The organism is Nonomuraea sp. NPDC001699 (assembly GCF_053596455.1).
Genome location: NZ_JBSFGF010000036.1, coordinates 1 through 21,013, shown reverse-complemented (window position 1 = coordinate 21,013; position 21,013 = coordinate 1). Strand labels below are relative to the sequence as shown.

The following is a 21,013-nucleotide window of genomic DNA, read 5'->3' as shown; positions in this document are numbered from 1 at the left end:
GACCGTGTCGAACGAGTTCTCGATCGCCGTCGGTGGCGAGGGTCCACTTGGGCGCCTCAAGGACGCGGTCTGCGAGGCGCCACCTCCGCCATTTCCCGCGGCTGCGGGTCGCCGCTCGCCGTGAATCCGCTCCCCGGAGCGGCGACATGCCGCCTCCCGGCCCCGGGACGGGCCGGGAGGCGGCGCGCTACAGCGGGCGCGAGCAGGGGACGCCGCCGCCTGCGTGGTTGATCAGATCCTGGTAGACGACGCTCTTGACGATCGGGGTGTCACTCTTGACCGTCTGGACGACCTTGCCGTTGCGCTTCAGCTCGAAGACGGGGGTCGTCCCGGGCACCATCGGCGCCTTGAAGGACACCATGCCCGGCCCGGTCACCTCCTTGGTCTGGACGTCCGTGCCCTGCTTGATGGTCAGGGTGCCGGCCTCCTTGACGAAGGCGAGCAGTTCGACGTTGTTGGTGGCCGCGTCACCGTAGGGGATGGAGATGGCGCCGATGGTCTGCCTGGAGGCGTCGAACGGCGCGTCGGTGCGGTGGCTGCGGTGGAAGTAGTACAGGGCGTCGCGCTTGACGCTGGGCTCCTTGCCGGTCTTGAACCAGGTCGTGTAGTAGGCGACGACGTCGGCGGGCGCGTAGCCACGCTCGACCGACGGCGCCAGCCACGACTCGGCGTAGTCGTTCCAGGTGAGCAGGTTGACGATGTCGGCGTCGCCCTCCATGGCCTTGACGAACGACTGCCGCAGGGTGCCGCTGTTGGACGGTTCCCAGTAGCGCTTGTCACGCGGGCGGACGTCCTCCAGGGCGGCCGGGGCCATGTAGAACTTGCCGCGCTTGGCCGCCTCGATGCCGGACTTGCGGTAGCCGTCCGTGGAGCTCTGCCAGCGGACGCCCCAGGAGGAGTAGCCGGCGACGGAGTCGTTCCACTCGGTCTTGCCCGAGCCGCTCCAGTCCAGGAAGATCGGCACCAGCACCGTCTTCATGCCCTGGGCGGCCAGCTTCTCGCGCACGGTGTCCCACCAGGCCGGGCTCTGACGCTCGGGGTAGAACGGCGCCAGCGGGATCGTCCCGTCGGGCAGCTTGTACAGCGACGGGTGCCCCTTGGCCATCAGGACGTCGGAGATCACCTTGTCGGGCGCGGCGCCCTTGGTGGTCGGGAAGTCCGGGCTGAGCATGATCCGGAAGCCGGGGTCCACCGCCTTGGCGGCCGCCAGCATCTTGGGGAACTGGTTGAAGCGCTGGTCGCTGGTCGAGGTGTGGTGCTCGTAGACGAAGCCGTCCAGGCCCATGGCGATGGCCTGACGCACCTCGACCTCGAAGTCCGCCTGCCGCCAGTCGCCGGAGCGCACCGGACGGGTAAGCGGCCGGTCGCGGGAGTGGCCGCCCTGCCCGGCGTACATGCCGTTGGAGCCGGCGGGGTCCAGCCAGGAGGCGTACTGGTCCTTGGCCGGGTCCTTGTTGTCGATGGACAGCGGATAGGGCGGGAAGTAGAAGGCGAACACCTTCTTGTCGTAGGAGCGCAGCGTCGAGGCGGCCGGCTTGTCGAACGGCAGGCAGGGCACGCTGCCCGTCGCCGTCGGGGAGGCCGTGGGGGAGGCCGTCGGAGATGTGGTCGGAGATGTGGTCGGGGACGCCGTGGGGGTGGGGCCGGTGGTCGGGGTAGCCGTCGGGGTGGCGGCAGGCGTGTAGGTGACCTTGAGGTTCGGTCCCTTGCCGGTCGTGCGCGAGGAGTACAGCACCGCCACCGGGCCCTTGGACGCGGTCAGCCCGAAGGAGTAGCTGCCGTTGCCGGCGTAGGCCTCGCTGACGTCCAGTTCCGCCGACGTGTCGGCGGTGAAGCCGGTGTGGCTGGTCAGCGCCGTGCCGAACGTCGGTCTGCTGGTCCAGGACGTGGTGGTCTGCGACCACGTGCCGGTGACCTTGTGCGCGCTGACGGTGGTGTCCGTGGTGCGGGTCGAACGCACCTGGAGCGTCAGCTTGACGTTCCGGGCGTCGGCCGGGACGCCGGAGACCTTGAACTGCATGAGAGCTCGGCGCTCGGCGTTGGTGGCGTCGTTGCAGGTCTTGACGCAGACCGACATCCACTCGGCGCTGCCGTAAACGGTTTCCGGCGCGGCCTGACTGATGAACACGTCGTTGGTCGAGGGCACCACGACGCTCACCGGCGCCGCCGAAGCCGACGCGTCCGCCGCGCCCGCGCTCAGCGCGCAGGCCACGGCGACGAGGACGGCGGGCACCGCCCGTCGATAGGTTGACAAAGGGCCTCCAGTCGGGGGGGTTCCCTGGGGTGAATGTGGATCACCTTAGCCGCGCCTTACAAACCTCCGGCGATAAAATCCACCTTTTTGTCAGCTCCATAAATAGCCGTTTGCGCTGTAAATCCGATTGGATCGGGCCATGTTCCGACATGTGATCGTCCCGTCACACGGGCAGAGCCGCCACCAGGGGCGCGGAAGGGTGAAGTGGGCCTGACCATGTCGGCCGGGCCTGCCAAGATCGCGACATGACGATCGAAGGGCTGACGCCGTTCCGGTGGCAGCTGTCGCCGTACGGCGACCGAGGCAACTCCCTCGGCGAGATCTACTGCGTGACCTTGCTGCGCGAACTCGACCCGAGCGCTCGTACGTTGAACCAAGCCGGATCTTCGGTGGCCGTAGAATCGCCGCGGCAGCCTTCACGGGAAGCGGGGAGCCGCGGATGAGAGTCGGAATCTCCGGCGCGCACGGGACCGGGAAGACGACGCTGGCCGAGGCGCTGTGTGAGCACCTGCCGGGCCACGTGGTGGTCGACGAGCCGTACTACCTGCTTGAGGAGGAGGGGTACGAGTTCGGGTTCCCGCCGTCCTTGGAGGACTACCGGGCCATGCTCGCGCGCTCGGTGCAGAGCATGACCTCGCCGCTGTCGGCGGCCGGGGTCGTCTTTGACCGGACACCACTGGACTTTCTCGCGTACCTGGCCGCGATCGGCGCCGACCCCTCGGGCGAGGCCGGAACCGCAGGGCTCCGGGCCGCCTTTGCGGGCCTTGACCTGCTGATCGTCACGCCGGTCACAGCGGAGACGGAGCGGGTGTTGCCGGCTGCGGAGATGCACGTGCTCCGCTCGCGGGTGAATGACGCGCTGCTGGACCTGGTCTATGACGACCCGCTGAGCGCCTGGGAGTCCATCCCGGTGCTGGAGCTCAGCGGGTCGCTGGATGGCCGACTGGCCGCGGTCCTCGCCGCCCTGGGCCAGGCGGTGTCCTGGCCGAGCGTGAATGCGCTGTCGGGAAGCCTTCTGAACTGACACCCCCTCGTCGGCGATCGGAGTCCCCGGAGCGGACTGCTGCGAAGATCAGCCGAGCGTGAACGTCCTGGCGCGGATGCGGCGCCGGCTGGGAGGGTGGGCCTCATGATGGAGGACTTGAGGGACGCCGAGCGCCGGCTCCAGGCCGCGCAGCTCGCTGGAGATGTCGAGGCGCTGGATCGGCTGCTGGATGATCGGCTGATCTTCACCTTCGGTGCGAACGTTGCCACCAAGGCGGACGATCTGGAGCTGCACCGCACTCGGACGCAGGTGGTGACGAGGGTGGCCGAGGAGGAGTTGACCGTGCTCGTCGATGGGCGCACCGGGGTGACGTGGTTTCTCGGCACCATCGAAGGCACCGTTTCCGGGGCGCCGTTCGCGGCCAGGATGCGCTACACCCGTACTTGGCTGTACGACGACACGCACGGCTGGCGAATCATCGCCGTGCACGCCGGCACGACCGATTGACATAGCCGACACGTTGTCCGACGATCGGCCGGCCGGCCGGTCGTCGGCGAGATTCGACCGAAGGGAGCTCGCGCAGTAGCGGGCACAGGCTCGCACGCCGCCGCTACGCGCGAATCACCATTCACCTTCGACCTGCGAAGCGGGAACGGCGCCCCGGACGTGCACTGGTTCAGCTCAGAGCGGCTCGAACCAGGTCGAGGCCACGGAGATGTGCGCGCGAACACCCTGGAAGTCGAGGTCGGCGTCCCCTGACGGACACGCCGTGACCTGGGGTGATGCCGCCCGTTCGGGCCGAGGTCGTCATCGACGCCCTTCACGGGCGAGAACCCGACGGGCGCGCCATCGGCGTCGACGTGGCCGACAGGAGGTCCGCGGGCAGAGGATCGGATCCGAGAACCCGGCGGACAGCCGTCGACGCCGATCACGAGATGAAGCACCTTCGCCGGCGACGACTCCGACAGCCTCGGCGTCACGCACGCCCGCTCACGTCACGCACGCCCGCTCACGTCACGCACGCCCGCGATGTCGGTGGTCGCCACGCGGAATCTGGACCGGCGACTCGGCCCCGACAAAAGGTGCGAAACGTGCATCGTGCACGTTCGTGCAGGTCTGTTGACCATCCGTTCACAGGCACGTCACAGTGGCGCGACACCCCAGCACTGACTGAAGGAGTGCCTGTGACTACCCTCCGCTTTACGCGCGACATCCCGATCAGTGATGCCACCGACGTGCTCGTCGTGGGCGGCGGCCCCGCCGGGATCGCCGCGGCCGTCGCCGCCGCGCGCGCCGGCGCCTCCGTACGGCTCGTCGAGCGGTTCGGCTTCCTCGGCGGCAACCTGACAGCAGGGCTCGTCGGCCCGTGCATGACGTCGTTCTCCCTGGACGGCGGCACGCAACTGGTCCGCGGGATCTTCGACGAGTTCGTCCGCAGGATGGAGGACGCCGGCGGCGCGGTCCACCCCTCGCGGACGAAGTCCGGGAGCGAGTACTCCGGGTTCATGGTGTTCGGGCACGAGGCGGTCACGCCGTTCGATCCCGAGGCGGCCAAGCAGGCCGCGATGGAGATGTGCCTGGAGGCGGGGGTCGAGCTGCTGCTGCACAGCTTCGTCGCCGACACCGTCGTGGCCGACGGCCGGGTCACCGGCGTCGTCGTCGCGAACAAGAGCGGCCTCGCGCTCCTGCCCGCCACCGTCACCGTCGACTGCTCGGGCGACGGAGACGTGGCCGCCCGCGGCGGCGCCGCCTTCGAGTACGGCCGCGCGGCCGACGGCGAGGTGCAGCCGATGACGGTGTTCTTCCGGGTCTCGAACGTCGACGACGCCAAGGTACGGGCCTACCAGGACGCCCACCCCGACGAGCTGTTCCCCTACCAGGGCATCGTCGAGCGGGCCCGGCAGGAGGGCCGGTTCCCGATCCCGCGCCGCGGCGTCCAGCTGTTCAGGACGCTGGAGCCCGGAGTCTGGCGGATCAACACGACGCGCGTGCTCGGCATGAACGGCACCGACGCCGGCGACCTGACCCGCGCCGAGGTGCTCGGCCGGCGGCAGGTGAGCCGGCTCATGACCTTCTTCCACGAGAACCTGCCGGGCCTTGAGGAGGCCAAGCTGCTCGACACCGCCGCCACCGTCGGGGTGCGCGAGAGCCGGCGTATCGTCGGCGAGTACGTCCTGACCTTGGAGGATCTCATCGACGGCAGACACTTCGAGGACGTCATCGCGGTGGCCGGCTACCCCGTCGACATCCACAGCCCGGTCGGCGGCGACGGGCCGTTCGAGGACGGCATCCCGCCCACCGCCAACATCTACGAGATCCCGTTCCGCAGCCTGGTCCCGGCGGAGCTCGACGGCGTGCTCGTGGCCGGGCGCTGCGTCTCGGCGACGCACGAGGCGCTGGCCGCCGTACGGGTGATGCCGCCGTCGTTCGCGATGGGCGAGGCCGCCGGGCTCGGCGCGGCGATGGCCGTCGCCGCCGGCACCGCGCCGCGGCTCGTGGACGTGCCCGACCTCCAGCGGCGGCTGCTGGAGCAGGGCGCCTACCTCGGCCCGCAGGCCGAGCGGCTCGCCGTCGCGGGCGACCGGTCAGGAGCGGCCCGATGATCCGCCGCGTGGTCTCCGCGAGCACGATCGGGACCGCGCTGGAATGGTACGACTTCATGTTGTACGGCACCGCGGCCGCGCTCGTCTTCGGCGGCGTGTTCTTCCCCAAGGGCGACCCGCTCGCGGCGACGCTGGCCTCGCTCGGCACGTTCGCGGTCGGCTTTTTCGCCCGCCCGGTCGGCGGCCTGCTGTTCGGCCACCTCGGCGACCGGTACGGCCGCAGGTTCGTGCTGGTCGTGACGCTGACCGTGATGGCGATCTCCTCGACGGCGATCGGCCTGATCCCCAGTTACCAGTCGATCGGCGTCGCCGCCCCGGTGCTGCTGGTCGTGCTCCGCGTGGCCCAGGGGCTCGGGGCCGGCGCCGAGTACGCGGGCGGCGCGCTGATGGCCGCCGAGCACGCCCCTCCGGGCCGTCGCGGGCTGTTCGCCGCCATCCCGCCCACGGGCAACGCGCTCGGCGTCATCCTCGCCACCCTGGTGTTCACCCCGTTCACCTGGCTGGCGCAGGACGCGTTCCTGAGCTGGGGGTGGCGGGTGCCGTTCCTGCTCAGCATCCTGATCCTGCCGATCGGCCTCTACATCAGGTCGCGGGTCGACGAGACGCCGGCGTTCACCGAGTCGGTCGAGGCGGGTGAGCGCAGCGCGGCGCCCGTCGTCGCGGTCCTGCGGGAGGCTCCGGGGTCGCTGCTGAAGGGTTTCCTGGTCAGCGTCGGGCCGAACGTCGCGACGTACATCCCGAGCGTCTACGCCCTCTCCTACGTGACCGGGAACGTCGGGCTGGCGGCGGCGGTCGCCACCGGCGGCCTGCTCGTGGCCAACACCGTCAAGCTCGTCACGCTGCCCCTGTCCGGCGCGTTGTCCGACCGGTTCGGCCGCAGACCGGTGTTCGTCGCCGGGGCCACGCTGTGCGCCGCCGCGGCGTTCCCGTTCTTCTGGCTGCTCGACACCGGGAACCCGATGCTGGTGTGGCTGGCCATGGTCCTCGTGCTGACGTTCGCGAACGACCTGATGCTGGGGGCGCAGGCGTCCATGTTGCCGGAGCAGTTCCCGACCAGGATGCGCTTCACGGGCGTGGCGGCCAGCCGGGAACTGGCCGCGGCGGCGGCGGGCGGCACGCTGCCGTTCATCGCGGCCTTCCTGACCGCGCGCACTCAGGGCACCTGGGCGATCTCGTCGCTGATGGTGGTGATGTGCGCCATCGCGATCGTCGGCGCGCTGGGCGTCAAGGACGGCCGCGACGTCCCCCTCGGCGGCGGGGACGCCGAGGGCGGCGAGGCGTCGTCCGCGCTCACGGATGGCGCTCCAGCAGAACGTGCGCGGTGATCTCGTCGATGACGAGGTCGGTGACGTAACCGCCGGTGAGGGCCGCGTGCAGGGCGTCGACCTTGTGGTCGCCCGACACCGCGCAGATCCGGTGCTTCACCTGCCGGAGCTGGTCGAGGTCGGGTCCACTCGTCCGGGCGTTGAAGCCGACGCCCTCGTGCGATCCGTCCAGGCGGTAGAACGAGGTGGCGATGTCGCCCACGGCGCCGTCCCGCCTGAGTGAGGCGAAGTCGGCCTCGTCGAGGAAGTAGCCGCTCAGGTAGGGGCTGCTGGGCACGCCGTCCGTCACGGTGCCGACGCTGAACAGCACGGCGTCGGCGCTCTGCTGCAGCTCGACGACCCGCCGCACGCTCCGCTCCGCCAGCAGCAGCTCCTTGGTACGGGCTGAGTCGAAGAACAGCGGCAGCGGGAACTGCTGGACGTACGCGCCGAACGCCGCCCCGAACGCGGTCAGCACGGCGCCCGCGTAGTGCATGCCCGTCGTGCGGGCGTTGCCGAGGCCGTTGAGCTGCACGATCTGGCAGTTGGCGGTCTGCTTGGGGACCAGGCAGCGGCTGATCGCGTTGACCATCGTGCCCCACGACAGGCCGATGATCATGTCGGAGTCGAACACCGACGTGAGCAGCCGTGCCGTGTAGACGGCACGACGTTCCAGCCGCTCGACCGTCGAGGCCGTGGCGGGCACCGGCACCACGTGCGCGTGCACGCCGTAGCGGCCGGCGAGATCCGCCTCGCTGCGCGTGGAGCGCGAGCGCGGCGGCATCACGCGGATCTCGACCAGGCCCACGTCCCGCGCGTACGCGAGCAGCCGGGACACCGTCGACCGGGAGGCGCCGAGCTCCCGGGCGATCGTGTCCATGGTGACACCGTGCAGGTAGTACTTGCGGGCCGCCCACAGGGCGTCCTCCACCCTGTGGCCGGCGGCCGGGCGCTCGCCTTCGACGGACATATCGCCTTCCTACAGCCGAGCGCCGCGGATCAGCAAGCGTCCTCCCAGGTGAGAGAGCCCCGGCGGCGCAGCAGGAAGGCGCCGCCAACCGCGACATCGCCTACGTCGTGGCGGCCCGGACACCGAGGACGACCAGCACCACCGCCGTCACCTTGCCGACCGCACGCCTGAAGCGGGCCTTGTGCAGCATGGACGCCCCTTGGCGAACCAGGGCCGTCCAGGTCAGCAGCCACACCGCCATCAGCAGGGCATGGGCGGTGGCCAGGGTGAAGATCTGCCCGTTGAGGGGACGATCGGGCACGATGAACTGCGGGACCAGGGTCAGGTAGATGGAGGCCGCCTTGGGGTTGAGCACGTTCGCGAGCAGGGCCTGGGTGTAGACGGAGCCGGTACGCCTCGGCCGTTCCGTCAGCGGGGGAGGCGGGGGCCGGGTGGTGGAGCGCCAGGTCCACAGGCCGAGGCCGACGAGGTAGGCGGCCCCGAGGAGTTTGACGATGGTGAAGGCCTGGCTGGAGTGCATGACCAGGGCCGACAGTCCGGCGATGGCCAGGGTCGCGTGGGTGTACAGGCCGCTGACCGTACCGAGGATGATCGGGAGGGCCTGCCGGTGACCACCGGCCGTGACGTGCTGGATGAGCAGAGTCAGGCTGGCGCCCGGCGTGGCGATGACGGGCAGGATCGCCAGGAGGAACGCAGTGACCGCGTACGTGTGGGTCATGCCTGGAGCACGACGCGGAAGTGGGTGGTGAGGCGGTGGTCGTCGTCCAGGATGTGGAAGGCGAGGCCGGGCGGCTGGTCGCGGTCGGCGGGCTGGTCGCCCTCCCACGGCAGGCGCAGGGTCCAGGTGACGGCCGGTGCGACGATCAAAGGACGACCGGCGAAGGTGGAGGCGGCCGCGGTGTGAGCGTGGCCGGTGAGCACGGCGACGACCTGCGGATGGGCGTCGAGCAGCGCGGCCAGGTCGCCGGGCGCCTCCAGCCGCCCTGAGTCGGGCAGCGGGTGGTGGAGTACGACGGGCGGCTGATGGAAGGCGATCAGCGCGGGCGTGCCCGGGGCGAGTCCGTCGAGGGTGGCGTGCATCCAGGCGAGCGTTTCGGCGTCGAGCCGGCCCTCGTCGCGCCCGGGAATGGTGGAGTCGCACATCAGGATGGCGGTGCCGGCGACGTGGTGCACCCGGTTGACGGGGCCGGGCGCGGACGGCTGTCGCAGCAGCGCCTTGCGGTAGGCCGGGCGGACGTCGTGGTTGCCGGGGCAGGTGAGCACCGGGAAGGGGGCGGCCAGGATCTGGGCGGCCTGCTCGTACTCGGCCTCCTCGCCGTGGTCGGCGATGTCACCGGTGACCAGCAGGGCGTCGACCGGGCGGGGCAGCGCCCTCAGGTGGTCCATGACCTGGGTGGCGCGCCGGGTCGCCCTGTCGGTGCCGTCCAGGTGCAGGTCGCTGATCTGAGCCAGGAGCAACGTCATCGTGCGATCCCCAAGCTTTCTAATGGTTAAATGGGATTTAGCGTTAGGGACCATAGAGTACGAAAGAGGCCGTGAGCAACCGGGAGGTTCGAGTGGAGCGCTGGCCGGCACTGGAACTGGCGAGCACGATCCGCCACGACGGCAACGGCGGTGTCGCCGACGACCTGGCGACGGCGCAGAGCACGACCCGCTGGATCCATCAGCAGGCCGAGTTGCTGGCCGGCCGCGTCGACGTCGCGGAGCTCACGGCGGGGGAGGAGCTCAGGGGCGAGATCGTCGGGCTCCGCCGGGCCGTGCGGGCGCTGTTCGCGCAAGCGGTCAGCCCGGCGCCCCCGAGCCGGGCCGATGCCCACCGGCTGATGCCGGTCGAGCAGGCGCTGGCGCACCTCAACGCGGCTGCCGCCCGTGAGGCGATCGTCCCGCAACTCGACTGGCCCGCGAGCGGAACACCCCGTACGGCGGTGTTGTCGACCGAGCGCGATGCGAGCGTCCAGCTGATCGCGGCCCTGGCGCGGGCCGCCATCGATTTCCTGAGCGGTCCGCAGCGTGAGCAGTTGCGGGCCTGCAACGCGCCGCGCTGCGTACGCTACTTCGTCAAGAGCCACGGGCGGCAGGAGTGGTGCAAGCCGTCATGCGGCAACCGCGCCCGAGCCGCACGCCACTACCAGCGCCACAACACCACGACCGCCCCAGAGCTGCCCGGGTCCTGACCGGCACCGTGGACGGCGGCGGCCGGCTGAGCTCGGACGCCGCCGTCCAGAACATGAGGGAGCCGGCCAGGCGAGCCGTCAGCTGGTCGCCGAGGCGATCCGGTACGCGCGGATCACGGTCTGCTCGACGACGTTGCCGGACACGTCGATCGACTTGGCTCGCAACGACACGAACCCGTCACCATCCGGGTGGCGCAGCACCACCTCCGAGTGCCGGACCTGCGCCTTCGCCCAGGTGGCCCCGTCATCGTAGGAGACCTCCACGGACAGGTCCCGTGCGCGGCCCGCCGCGCTGCCGGGCAACGCATGCACGCTGACCGGGACGGTGAAGGCACGACCGGCCGGTGCGGTGTTCCGCGCGTCGAGCTCGGGAGCGAAGCGCACCACGGACACGGGCAACCGGGTGAGGGCGTCTGTGGTGTCGGACCGGAACGTCCAAGACGCGGAAACGCGCGTGGACAGCGTCGCCGGAGCTCCCCGCTCCGCCTCGGCGACCAGCCGGTACGCCGCCCGCCCGGCGGGCACGGAGAAGCCCGCGATCAGGGACGGCGCCTCGCCGACGAGCACGCCGTCGCGGTAGAGAGCGATGTGTTCGCCGGCCCTGGAGGAGTAGCCGAGCGAACCCCGCCCGTCGCCGAACATCCACAGATCAGCCGAGACGACGTCGCCGGTGCGGCTGACACTGTCACCGACCTGGTCCCCGGACGGCAGGGAAGGGCCGAACACACCCCGGTTCCACCGCTCGGTGGTGACCTGACCGGCCTGGTAGCGCGTGAACCCGGACTCGAACTGATTGACCCGCCCGTCGGGGCCGTGTTCCCGCAGCAGGTTCTGCCAGCGGACGCCTCCGTCAGTGTTGAGGTGTACCGTCCGCACCGAGGGAGTGGTGAACGAGGTCGGGACCACGTAGGAGGGGATGGCGGCGTTGCGCGGCCAGGCCCGGCCGGCCGCCCTGACCTCCGCGTCGGGCAGGTGACTGGCGTAATCCATGCGTACGGTCGCCAAGCTCTTCAGGTCCACCGACCGTTCGAAGCCGGTCACCATCCGCCCTGGCTGAAACCAGGCCGCCCGGTAGGTGTCCGTGCCTGCCGTCCATTCTCCGGCCACCTCGGTCAGCAGGCCGTCGTAGTCGCGCGCGGGCCCGAGCTGGGCGGTGAAACGCCGGTCGAACCCGTAGCCGACCCACCCCCTGGCCGACGGGCCACCGGCTGCCTGCCATTGATAGACGACCTGGGCCGACGCCGGCATCGCGTCGGTGCTCGGCGGCTTCACGGCGAGCGGTCTGCCGAGCCGGGCGTCGGCCTCGACCGTCCGCGCCCGGTCCAGGACCAGCTCGGGCTGGACGAGCAGGGTGAGGCCCGCCTCGTCCAGGACGACGGTGTCCACTTGCCACGTGCCCTTCGGCAGGCGCGTGGTGAAGCTGCTCTGCCCGCCGAACACCACGATCGGCGGCTGCGAGACGTCCAGCCGCCTGATCGACATCTCGAAGTCACCGGTGGCGGCTCCGGCCCGGCTGGTGTGGCGCACCGTCAGGTCGTAACTTTCGACCTCCTTCTCCACACCGACCGGCGTGCTCACGCTCACACCGCCAGGCCCTGTGGCCAGGACGTATCCACTCACCAGCCCGTCGGCCACGTCGGCGCGGGTGTCGGCGGTGACCGTCGCCGCGGCCTGGCCGCCGGCAGGCACGGTGAGCGTGCTCGGGCTCACGGTGAAGACCGCACTGCCCCTCGCCCGCAAGGTGAGCGTGACCGGTGTCGTGGAATCGTTGTGGTAGGCCAGCTTCTTGACGACCGGCCGGTCGTCGTCGTGCGGCCACGCCTGCACGCCGAACCCCAGCCCGGGCGGCCGCACCGTCACCGTCTGCGCCGTGGCACGGTCCGCGTTCACCCGGCCCGCTCCCTGTGCGAAGACGCCGATCTCCGGTCGCGGCTCGGCCGAGGCCATCAGCGCGGCCTTCAGCCGGTCGCCCCTCCAATCGGGGTGCTGCCCCGCCAGCAGAGCGGCCGCTCCCGTCACGTGCGGCGTCGCCATCGAGGTACCGGATTTGGCGACGTAGGAGCCGGTCCCGGGGCTGTCCTTCCCGCGCGCGGCCGTGATGTCCACCCCGGGAGCGGTGACATCCGGTTTGAGCCCGCCGTCGCCCGGCCTGGGCCCCGTGTTGGAGAAAGCGGCAAGCCTGTCGGACCTGTCGACCGCGCCGACGGCCAGTGCGGCGTCCGCCGTGGCCGGGGTGCTGACCCCGCGCTCCAGCCCATCGTTGCCCGCGGCGATCACGAAGAGGGTGCCGTACTGGTCGCTGAGGGCTTCGACCGCCTGCTCCAGGGGGTCCTGCTCGGGTGTGCCCGGCATGCCGAGGCTCATGTTCACCACCCGGGCGCCCTGCTCCGCCGCCCACTGCATGCCGGCCAGGATCGCCGAGTCGGTGCAGAAGCGCGACGCGCACACCCTGCCGTCCAGCAGCGTGACGCCCGCGGCGACGCCACGGTAGCGCCCACCGGACGCCGCACCGCTCCCGGCGATGGTGGAGGCCACGTGAGTGCCGTGCCCGACAAGGTCACGCTCGTCGGGCTCATCCGTGAAGTCCTGCCGGCCGCTCACCTTGCCCGCCAGGTCAGGATGGGTGGCGTCGATCCCGGTGTCCAGTACCGCGACCTTGACCCCTTCCCCGGTGAAGCCCTTCGCCCAGGCCGCGGGCGCCCCGATCTGCAGGACGCTGGTGTCCAGCGACACCTCTCGTAGCCCGTCGAGCCATACCTTGGCCTTCCCGCCGGCGTCCCACAGGAGCCCCGCTGCCCCGGCCTTCTCCTGCCCTCCGGTGAGGTCCTTCCAGAAACGGGAGGCGTGCGCCCGCTCCTCCCTCACCGCGAACCCGCCGACCGCGGCCAGCGCCGTTCCGTTCGAGGCTCCGGCCGGCGTCCGGGGCTGAGCGGCCCCGGTGACGACGAGTGGGAGATCCCTTCGCCGATCGTCGTAGCCGTACTCCAGCAGGGTGGTCACATCGAACAGCCGCGCGTCCAGCCGCCCCGCGTTCAGCAGCGGCCTCGCGTCACTCGGCACGACGCGCAACCGCCCGCCGCTCTCGTCGGTGATGAAGGTGACCCCCTTCCTCCCCTCACCGGCCTCGATCACCGCGCCGCGCGGCCCGGTGACTGTGACACGGTCACCGCTGATCAGCGTGACGGTCCGTGGGGCCGGGGCGGGTGGCTGCGTTCCGGCAGGCGGGGACACGGCGACGGCCGGGCCGGGGGCGAGCAGAGCGGCGCTGAGCAGTAACGCCCCAGCCGCACCGGCTCTCTTTCTCAAACGCATGGATGCTCCTGATCGACGAGAAGTGGATCAGTACTTCTCAGCCGATCGCGAGATTCCTTTCACGCCTTGCCCCGCGGCCTCGTGCGGAAGGCGCGGCCCGCCAGGATGTCCGCCGGGCCGGTTGCTGTATGAATGATCGCAGCAAGGGGCAGGTGAGCGGAGGCGATCTCGATGGCCAACGGCGACACGGTCGAGGGACGGGTGATCTCCCCGGTCCTGGTCGGCCGCGAGGAGGAGCTTCGCCGCCTGGCCGCGGCGGTGAGCCGGCCGCCCGCCGTGGTGGTCCTCGAAGGCGAGGCCGGGATCGGCAAGAGCAGGCTGCTGGCGGAGCTGGCGACGCGGCCCGGGACGGCCGATCGGCTGCTGCTGTGCGGGGGCGCCCGGCGTATCCGGGAGCCGTTCCCCCTGGGCCCGCTGGTGGAGGCGCTGCGCGGGGCCGAGGAGCCGCTGGCGCGGGCCGAGCTGTCGCCGGTGGCGGGCGCGCTGCGCGGCCTGCTGCCCGAGCTGGCGCCGGTGCTACCGCCCGCGCTGGAGCCGCTGGACGATCGCGCCGCCGAACGGCACCGGCTGTTCCGCGGGCTCGCCGACGTGCTGCGGGCGCTCGGCCCGGTGGTGCTGGTCGTGGAGGACCTGCACTGGGCCGACGAGCAGACCGTCGAGTTCCTCGCCTACGCGCTGGCGGCGCCGCCTCCGGGGTTGTCGGTCGTGCTCACCTACCGGGGTGAGGAGGCCGGCACGGAGGTCAGGGAGGTGACCGGGCGGCCCGCCGACGCGGTGTTCCACGATCACATCCTGCTGAAGGCGCTGGACGTCGCGCAGACCGGCGACCTGGCGGCGGCGATCCTCGGGGAGCCGGGCGTCACCGACGACTTCGGCGCGCATCTGCACGAGCTGTCGTCGGGGTTGCCGCTGGCCGTGCAGGAGCTGATGGCGCTGCTGCGCGCGCGGGGCGCACTGATCAGGCTGCGCAGCGGACGGTGGGCGCGCAAAGCGGTGGCGGAGCTGGACGTGCCGCCGGGCGTGCGGGACTCGGTGCGCGAGCGGGTCGCGCGGCTGCCGGAGGCGGCGCGTGCCGTGGCGGAGGCGGCGGCGGTGTTACAGGCGCCGGCGCGTCCGGCGGACCTGGCCCGGGTGTCCGGGCTGCCCAGGGCCGAGACCGTGGCCGGGGTGGACGAGCTGCTGATGTCCGGGCTGCTGGCCGAGCAGGCGGGCGCGGTGGCGTTCCGGCACGTCCTGGCCGCGCAGGCGATCTACGGCGCGATCCCGCTCGGACGGCGGCAGGAGCTGCACGCGCGGGCGGCGGCGGCCGTACGGATGCTGAGCCCGGTGCCGCTCGGCCAGGAGGCCCACCATCTGCGCCAGGCCGGGCGGCTGGCCGACTGGGTCGGGGCCGCCGAGCGGGCGGCCGAGCTGGCCTCCCGGCTCGGCGACGACGCCGAGGCGGTGCGGATACTGGAGGACGTGCTGCGCCACGCGCCGCACGCCCCGGACCGCAGGGGCCGCCTGGCCGCCCGCCTGGGCTGGGCCGCCGCCCAGGTGCTGCGCCCTCCGCAGATCATCGACCTGCTGTCGCAGGCGCTGGAGACGGAGCAGCCGGGCCCGCTGCGCGGAGAGCTGAACTTCCTCGTCGGCACCCTTCAGGAGAGGCTCGGGGTGGACCCGGACGTGCAGCGCCGCACGATCGCCGCCGCCGTCGGCGACCTCGCCGACCGGCCCGACCTCGCAGCGTGGGCGATGGCGACGCTCGGCAGGCCGATGGACCCGGGCGTGCCGCTGGCCGAGCACGTCGTGTGGCTGGAACGGGCCCTGGAGACCGCGCCGCGCATCGGCGACCCGGTCGAGGAGGTGTTCGTCCTCGGCAAGGTCGCGACCTCCTTCAGCGGGTACGGCGACCCGCGCTGGCTGGCGCTGACCGAGGAGGTGCGCCGCAGGACCGGCGGCCGCCCACGGCATCGGCAGGAGGTGGGCGCCTACCGGTCCATCGCGGAGAACGCCTGCCTCGCGGGCGGCTACGAGGTCGCCGCCGAGCTGCTGGACGCGGCGATGCGGGGCGCCGCGGGCGAGGAGTCGTCACGCGAGCCGCTGTCGCGCTGCCGGCTGATCGCCCTGCTGCTGGCCTGCTGCCGTGGCCGCTGGGACGGCCTGGAGGAGGAGACCGCGCTGCTGCTCGACGAGTACGGCGGGCGGCCGTACGACCGCCTGGGCGCCGAGATCGTCGCGGCCTGCCTGGCGCTGGCGCGCGGCGAGGTCGACACCGCCAGGCGCGAGCTGCCCGAGGTCACCGGGAACGCTCTGGCCCATGGCGCCTACGAGTTGCTCACGCTGTCGGCGGCGGCGTTCCTGCGGCTGTCCACGGCGAGCGGCGAGGCCGGGACCGCACTCGCGGCGACCGAGGCGGCCGTCGAGGTGTGGGAGACCAAGGGCCTCTGGCCGCTGGCGGTGCGCGCGCTGCCCGCACTGGCCGAGGCGATGGCGGCGGCAGGACGGCGGGACGACGCGGTCGCGCTGGTGGAACGCCTGTCGGTGAAGCTCGGCGGCCTCGACGCGCCGATGGCTCCGGCGGCGCTGGGGCACGCGCGCGGCCATCTCATCGGGGACGACACGGAGGCCGCGGCGGAGTTCCGCGCGGCGGCGACCGGCTACGACCTGCTGGGGGCGCCGTACGAGGCGGCCCAGGCCCGCGAGCTGGCGGCCGGACGGCTGTTCGCGGCCGGGGCCGCCGAGGCGGAGGAGCTGCTGGTGGAGGCGATGGCGGCGTTCCGCGACCTGGCCGCCCGATGGGACCTCGACCGCGCCGCGCAGCTCGCCCGCAGGCACGGCGTGACGGTCAAGGGCCGCTACCCCGGCGGTCCGCAGGGCTACGGCGACGACCTGTCGCCTCGGGAGCGGGAGATAGCCGAAATGGCCGCCGCCGGGCTGACCAACCGGGAGATCGGCCGACGGCTGTTCGTCTCGCCCAGGACGGTGGAGAAGCACCTCGGCGCCGCGCTGCGCAAGCTCGGCCTGCGCTCCCGTACCGCGCTCGGCGCGCGTCTCGGGGACCCCCGTAGTGACCCACCCGGTACGGGCACCGCGAATGGGGTGGCCTACCCATAGTCCCCGCCGGGGGACGCGAACGAGGCTTGTGGCATGTCCGAAACCGATTCCCCCGATGGCGAACCGGCCGGCGCCGACCCAGCGCCGGAAGGACCGGCGGCCCCGCCGGAGAAGCCGGCCGTCGAACCCCTTGAGGACGCCCCCGAAGGGTTCGAGCCCGTCTGAATCACCCCCCAGCAGCCGAAAGGGCAGTTCCGCATGTCCCCACGCAGATCACCGCATGATCCCCCCTCCCTCAGGCCCCGCCGCGCCGGCGCGCTCCTCGCGGCCTCGGCCCTCGTCCTCGGCACGCTCGCCGTCCCCGGCGTCCCCGCCCTGGCCGCCCAGGAACCCGGGCCCGCCGCCCCGGCGACCGGCCAGGTCACCGGCCCGATCGCGCTGACCGGGCTCGGCAGGGGCGACCGCACGGTCACCCTGATCACCGGCGACCGGGTGCGCCTCAGCGACGCGGGTGGCGGCACGTACTCCGTCCGGCCCGAGTCGAGCGGGCGCCCCGATGGCACCACCGCCCAGCTCTCCACGCTCGCCACCCCGAAGGGGGTGTACGTCACCCCGAGCGACGCCGTGCCCGCCATCAACGCGGGCCGCCTGGACCCGGAGCTGTTCAACGTCACCTACCTGGCCGAGAACGGCTACACCGACGACCAGACCAAGCAGTTGCCCGTCATCGTGCAGTATCCCGGGCAGTACACCGACAGGGCCGTCGCCTCGGCGGCCGAGGCCATCCCCGCCAGCGAGCCCGTGCTCACGCTGGAAAGCCTCAACGCCTCGGCGCTCCAGGTCACCAAGGCCGAGGCGGGCGCCTTCTGGACCGCGGTGCGGGCCGTACCCGACGGGAACGGGCTCGCCGGGCGGTCGGCGCTGCGCGGCGGGATCGCCAAGGTGTGGCTGGACGGCAAGGTCGAGGCCGACCTCGCCGAGAGCGTCCCGATGATCGGCGCGCCGCAAGCGTGGGCCGGCGGCCATGACGGCACCGGCGTGAAGGTCGCGGTCCTCGACACCGGGATCGACGCCACGCACCCCGACCTGGCCGACCGGATCGCCGACAGCAAGTCCTTCATCCCCGGCGAGGAGGTGCGGGACGGCCACGGCCACGGCACCCACGTCGCCTCCACCATCGCCGGTTCCGGCGCGGGCGGAGGCGGCAGGCACAAGGGCGTCGCGCCCGGCGCCCGGCTGGTCGTCGGCAAGGTGCTGTCCGACGAGGGACAGGGCCAGGACTCCCAGATCATCGAGGGCATGGAGTGGGCCGCCGCCTCCGGAGCCAAGGTGATCAGCATGAGCCTGGGCGGAGGTCCCAGTGACGGGAGCGACCCGATGAGCCAGGCGGTCGACGCTCTCAGCGCGTCGGCCGGGGCACTGTTCGTGATCGCCGCGGGCAACGAGGGCGGGGGAGGGGCCGGGACCGTCGCCACCCCCGGCACCGCCGACGCCGCGCTCACCGTGGCCGCCGTGGACAAGAACGACGCGTGGGCCCCCTTCTCCAGCCAGGGACCGCGTGTCGGCGGCGGACTGAAGCCGGACATCGCCGCTCCCGGCGTGGCCATCACCGCGGCGCGCGCCGCCGGCACGAGCCTGGGCAGCCCGCTCGACGAGCACTACACCACCGCGAACGGCACCTCGATGGCCACCCCGCACGTCGCCGGAGCCGCCGCGATCATGGCGCAGCGCCACCCCGGGTGGACGGGACCGCAGCTCAAGGCCGCGCTCATGTCGACCGCCAAGGACGACGCGCTCAGCGTGTACAAGCAGGGCGCCGGCCGGGTCGACCTGGCCAGGGCGTACACGCAGCAGGTCTTCGCCACCACCGGCGGGATCGACTTCGGCGCCGTCGAGAGCGGCGCCGAGCCCACCACCCGGGAGGTGACCTACACCAACCTGGGCGGCGCGCCCGTCACGCTGACGCTCGCCGCGGACCTGCGCGGGTCGGCGGGCGGCGCGGTCGAGGGCGGGCTGCGCCTCGGCGGGACGACGCTCACCGTGCCCGCCGGAGGCACCGCCACCGCCGCCGTCACCGTCGACCCCAAGACCCTGACCGGCCTGGACAACTACACCGGCGCCGTCACCGCGACCGCCGACGGCGTCCGGCTGCGCACCCCCGTGGGCGTCGTCCGCGAGGTGCCCAAGGCCACGCTCACCATCCACACCCTGGGCCGCGACGGCAAGCCGCTGACCCCCTGGGCCCAGGACACCATCGACGTCTCCGGCGACAAGGGCGTCATCGGCGGCGTCTCCGTGACCGCCGAGGGCACCACGGTCGTCCGCGTCCCGCAGGGCGTCATCAGCGTGGCGCAGTTCGTCGAGTGGGTCGGCGACGACGACCGGTTCAACCTGGCGATGCTCTCCGTGCCGGAGCTCAACGTCACGGGGGACACCGAGATCACGCTCGACGGCCGGAAGCTGAGCGAGGTGCGGTTCGACACCCCGGAGCCCGCCGAGCCGCTGAGCAACTTCCCCAACCTGGCGTATCAGCGGACCGTGGTCAACGGAGGCTCCTACATGGGGTTCACCTGGCCGCGCGCGCCCTATGGAGGGTTCGCCCGGCTGTGGGCGCTGCCCACCGAGAAGGTCACCAAGGGCGCCTTCCGCTTCCACACCCGCTTCACCCTCGGACAGGCCGAGGTCGCCATGAGCGTGCGCGGGCGCGGGCGCGACAAGCTCACTCTGCACCCGGTCCCCGCGCTGCACGGTTTCAACACGTCCGGGGTGCACGAGCAGAGTGACGGATTCCCCGACTTCCGGCCGTTCACCGGGACGCGGGACCTGGAGGTCGCCGACGTCGGCGAGGGCATGCCCGAGGACCTCGCGGGCCGTGACCTGCGCGGCAAGCTCGTCCTGCTGGAGGCGCCGATGTCGAGCGGCGTGTTCGGCGACGCCTGCGGCGTCCAGATCGAGCGCATCGGCCCGATCCGTGACGCCGGCGCGGCGGCGGTCGCGCACTTCCCGAAGGCCGGGACCGGCTGCGCGATCCCGCTGGGCTTCACGCAGATCCCGTTCACCGGGGAGGCCAGACCCATCGGCGTGCCGACGGTGTCCCTGCCCTCCAGGGAAGGGCTCGCCCTGCGCGACCGGCTCACCCGCGGCAGGCAGGTGACCGTACGGGTGACCGGCACCGAGGAGTCGCCCTACACCTACACCTTCGCCCCCTACGAGGAGGGCCGGGTGTCGCGCTCACTGCACTACACGTTCAAGGAGCGCGACCTGGCCAGGGTCGATCTGGACGCCCACGTCGTGTCCCCGCACCGCTACGACGACTGGCGGTACGCGGCCAGGCCCGACGACGTCCTGCCGCTGTCGGCGAGCCTCGCCGGGTGGGGTGGCCCCAGGCTCACCCGGCAGGAACGCCGCGACTGGGTCGGGCCACTTGACGGCGGACTCCTCTGGTCGCACGGCATGGAGGAGATGCGCGGCGCACCGGCGGACTTCCGCGTCCCGCAGTGGGCGCTGGAGGTGTTCGACCAGCCGGTACGCGTCCGGCGGACCTGGATGGCCACGCCGCTCACTCCCGGCGCCGCGACCGGCTCGGCCAAGGTTTACGGGCTGGCCCGGCCGGGCGCCAATCTGGGTGCGTTCTTCCGGTGCATGATGTGCGTCCAGGGCGACAAGCTGTGGGCGGAGTTCGAGCCCAGCTACGGCTCCCCGGGCACCAGGCAGTACAGCGGCGGCTACTGGCCGGTCAACGACCTGACCAAACCGGGCTTCGACGTCCGTCTCTACAGAGACGGCCGGGAGATCCCGCGCGCCGAGGCCGGCGGCTCGACCATCCTGCCGGTCTTCACCCTGCCGAAGCAGTCGGGCAGCTACCGGGTGACCGCCAGGAACGACCGGCACGACACCGAGTGGACCTTCACCGTCCCGGTCGGGACCGAGCGCCTGCCCGGCTCGTTCTGCTCGCTGGAAGCGCTGTACGGGACGGCCCAGCCCTGCCGGCCGGCTCCGGTCGTGTTCGTCGGCTACGACCTGGGCGACACGCTGGACGCCGCCAACAGCGTGCGCGCCGGGCGTACGCACTCCTTCACGGTGTCCGCCTACCACTCGCCGTCCGCGTCGAAGATGGCCGGCATCGCCGGTCTGAAGTTGTGGGCCAGCACCGACGACGGCGCCACGTACACGCCGGTCGCCGTGCAGCGCGGCAAGGACGGCACTTACACTGCGCGGACCCGCTATCCGGAACTCGGCGCCACCAAGGGCGCCGTGACCCTCAAGGTCGAGGCGTGGGACGAGGCGGGCAACACCGTCAAGCAGACCACCCTCCGGGCTTTCGACCTGCGTTGACGATCTCCCGGGGGCGCGCGGCCGGCTCCGGGCCGGCCGC

14 protein-coding genes are annotated in these 21,013 nt (G+C 72.2%); 9 read left to right on the top strand and 5 right to left on the bottom strand.

The genetic code is table 11. From position 1 onward, the window contains the following. Positions 1 to 187: 187 nt before the first annotated feature. Complete coding sequence (locus ACWCSU_RS48925) at positions 188 to 2,254, bottom strand: endo-1,3-alpha-glucanase family glycosylhydrolase (protein ID WP_449943614.1); 2,067 nt, start codon at positions 2,252 to 2,254, stop codon at positions 188 to 190. A gap of 245 nt (positions 2,255 to 2,499) precedes the next feature. On the opposite strand from ACWCSU_RS48925, the gene ACWCSU_RS48920 reads away from it, so the two are divergent. The 5 genes from ACWCSU_RS48920 to ACWCSU_RS48900 all read left to right on the top strand — a co-directional run bounded on the left by ACWCSU_RS48920 (position 2,500) and on the right by ACWCSU_RS48900 (position 7,167). Further along, positions 2,500 to 2,697: a hypothetical protein gene (locus tag ACWCSU_RS48920; protein ID WP_449943612.1), complete on the top strand. Its 198-nt coding sequence runs from the start codon at positions 2,500 to 2,502 to the stop codon at positions 2,695 to 2,697. After that, a complete protein-coding gene (locus ACWCSU_RS48915; RefSeq protein WP_449943609.1) occupies positions 2,694 to 3,278 on the top strand; it encodes an ATP/GTP-binding protein in 585 nt (194 codons plus the stop codon). The genes ACWCSU_RS48920 and ACWCSU_RS48915 overlap by 4 nt, the downstream gene beginning before the upstream one ends. Before the next feature lie 105 nt (positions 3,279 to 3,383). Next, entirely contained in the window at positions 3,384 to 3,746 is a 363-nt protein-coding gene (locus ACWCSU_RS48910; RefSeq protein ID WP_357703870.1) for a nuclear transport factor 2 family protein, read from the top strand. A 677-nt stretch (positions 3,747 to 4,423) separates the two neighbouring features. Beyond that, entirely contained in the window at positions 4,424 to 5,842 is a 1,419-nt protein-coding gene (locus ACWCSU_RS48905; protein WP_449943606.1) for an FAD-dependent oxidoreductase, read from the top strand. Further along, a complete protein-coding gene (locus ACWCSU_RS48900) occupies positions 5,839 to 7,167 on the top strand; it encodes an MFS transporter (RefSeq protein ID WP_449943604.1) in 1,329 nt (442 codons plus the stop codon). Before ACWCSU_RS48905 ends, ACWCSU_RS48900 begins: the two co-directional genes overlap by 4 nt. Here the strand turns inward: ACWCSU_RS48900 and ACWCSU_RS48895 are convergent. From ACWCSU_RS48895 to ACWCSU_RS48885, 3 genes are all read right to left on the bottom strand, one after another. Beyond that, complete coding sequence (locus tag ACWCSU_RS48895) at positions 7,133 to 8,116, bottom strand: sugar-binding transcriptional regulator (protein WP_449943601.1); 984 nt, start codon at positions 8,114 to 8,116, stop codon at positions 7,133 to 7,135. The genes ACWCSU_RS48900 and ACWCSU_RS48895 overlap by 35 nt on opposite strands. Positions 8,117 to 8,216: 100 nt before the next feature. Continuing rightward, positions 8,217 to 8,834 (bottom strand): LysE family translocator, encoded by a 618-nt coding sequence (locus ACWCSU_RS48890; protein WP_449943598.1) that lies wholly within the window; start codon positions 8,832 to 8,834, stop codon positions 8,217 to 8,219. Beyond that, positions 8,831 to 9,580, bottom strand: coding sequence for a metallophosphoesterase (locus ACWCSU_RS48885; RefSeq protein WP_449943596.1), 750 nt, complete (start codon positions 9,578 to 9,580; stop codon positions 8,831 to 8,833). Before ACWCSU_RS48885 ends, ACWCSU_RS48890 begins: the two co-directional genes overlap by 4 nt. Before the next feature lie 71 nt (positions 9,581 to 9,651). On the opposite strand from ACWCSU_RS48885, the gene ACWCSU_RS48880 reads away from it, so the two are divergent. Further along, positions 9,652 to 10,290, top strand: coding sequence for a CGNR zinc finger domain-containing protein (locus tag ACWCSU_RS48880; RefSeq protein WP_357703860.1), 639 nt, complete (start codon positions 9,652 to 9,654; stop codon positions 10,288 to 10,290). A 78-nt stretch (positions 10,291 to 10,368) separates the two neighbouring features. Here ACWCSU_RS48880 and ACWCSU_RS48875 read toward each other — a convergent pair whose 3' ends face one another. Beyond that, positions 10,369 to 13,602 (bottom strand): S8 family serine peptidase, encoded by a 3,234-nt coding sequence (locus ACWCSU_RS48875; RefSeq protein WP_449943593.1) that lies wholly within the window; start codon positions 13,600 to 13,602, stop codon positions 10,369 to 10,371. A gap of 171 nt (positions 13,603 to 13,773) precedes the next feature. On the opposite strand from ACWCSU_RS48875, the gene ACWCSU_RS48870 reads away from it, so the two are divergent. The 3 genes from ACWCSU_RS48870 to ACWCSU_RS48860 are packed head-to-tail and all read left to right on the top strand — an operon-like array spanning position 13,774 to position 20,973. Next, complete coding sequence (locus tag ACWCSU_RS48870) at positions 13,774 to 16,698, top strand: helix-turn-helix transcriptional regulator (protein ID WP_449943590.1); 2,925 nt, start codon at positions 13,774 to 13,776, stop codon at positions 16,696 to 16,698. Positions 16,699 to 16,731: 33 nt separating this feature from the next. After that, positions 16,732 to 16,863 carry a hypothetical protein gene (locus ACWCSU_RS48865; protein ID WP_357703855.1) on the top strand — a complete coding sequence of 44 codons (132 nt, stop codon included), beginning with the start codon at positions 16,732 to 16,734 and terminating at the stop codon, positions 16,861 to 16,863. A gap of 33 nt (positions 16,864 to 16,896) precedes the next feature. After that, on the top strand, positions 16,897 to 20,973 hold the full coding sequence (locus ACWCSU_RS48860; protein WP_449943586.1) for a S8 family serine peptidase: 4,077 nt from the start codon (positions 16,897 to 16,899) through the stop codon (positions 20,971 to 20,973). The last annotated feature ends 40 nt before the right edge of the window (positions 20,974 to 21,013 follow it).

Excerpts from the sequence above, each read along its gene's own strand:
- ACWCSU_RS48885 (WP_449943596.1), bottom strand. The coding sequence starts at position 9,580 with ATGACGTTGCTCCTGGCTCAGATCAGCGACCTGCACCTGGACGGCACC.
- ACWCSU_RS48895 (WP_449943601.1), bottom strand. The coding sequence starts at position 8,116 with ATGTCCGTCGAAGGCGAGCGCCCGGCCGCCGGCCACAGGGTGGAGGAC.
- ACWCSU_RS48860 (WP_449943586.1), top strand. The coding sequence starts at position 16,897 with ATGTCCCCACGCAGATCACCGCATGATCCCCCCTCCCTCAGGCCCCGC.
- ACWCSU_RS48870 (WP_449943590.1), top strand. The coding sequence starts at position 13,774 with ATGGCCAACGGCGACACGGTCGAGGGACGGGTGATCTCCCCGGTCCTG.
- ACWCSU_RS48875 (WP_449943593.1), bottom strand. The coding sequence starts at position 13,602 with ATGCGTTTGAGAAAGAGAGCCGGTGCGGCTGGGGCGTTACTGCTCAGC.
- ACWCSU_RS48890 (WP_449943598.1), bottom strand. The coding sequence starts at position 8,834 with ATGACCCACACGTACGCGGTCACTGCGTTCCTCCTGGCGATCCTGCCC.
- ACWCSU_RS48900 (WP_449943604.1), top strand. The coding sequence starts at position 5,839 with ATGATCCGCCGCGTGGTCTCCGCGAGCACGATCGGGACCGCGCTGGAA.
- ACWCSU_RS48920 (WP_449943612.1), top strand. The coding sequence starts at position 2,500 with ATGACGATCGAAGGGCTGACGCCGTTCCGGTGGCAGCTGTCGCCGTAC.
- ACWCSU_RS48910 (WP_357703870.1), top strand. The coding sequence starts at position 3,384 with ATGATGGAGGACTTGAGGGACGCCGAGCGCCGGCTCCAGGCCGCGCAG.
- ACWCSU_RS48915 (WP_449943609.1), top strand. The coding sequence starts at position 2,694 with ATGAGAGTCGGAATCTCCGGCGCGCACGGGACCGGGAAGACGACGCTG.
- ACWCSU_RS48865 (WP_357703855.1), top strand. The coding sequence starts at position 16,732 with ATGTCCGAAACCGATTCCCCCGATGGCGAACCGGCCGGCGCCGACCCA.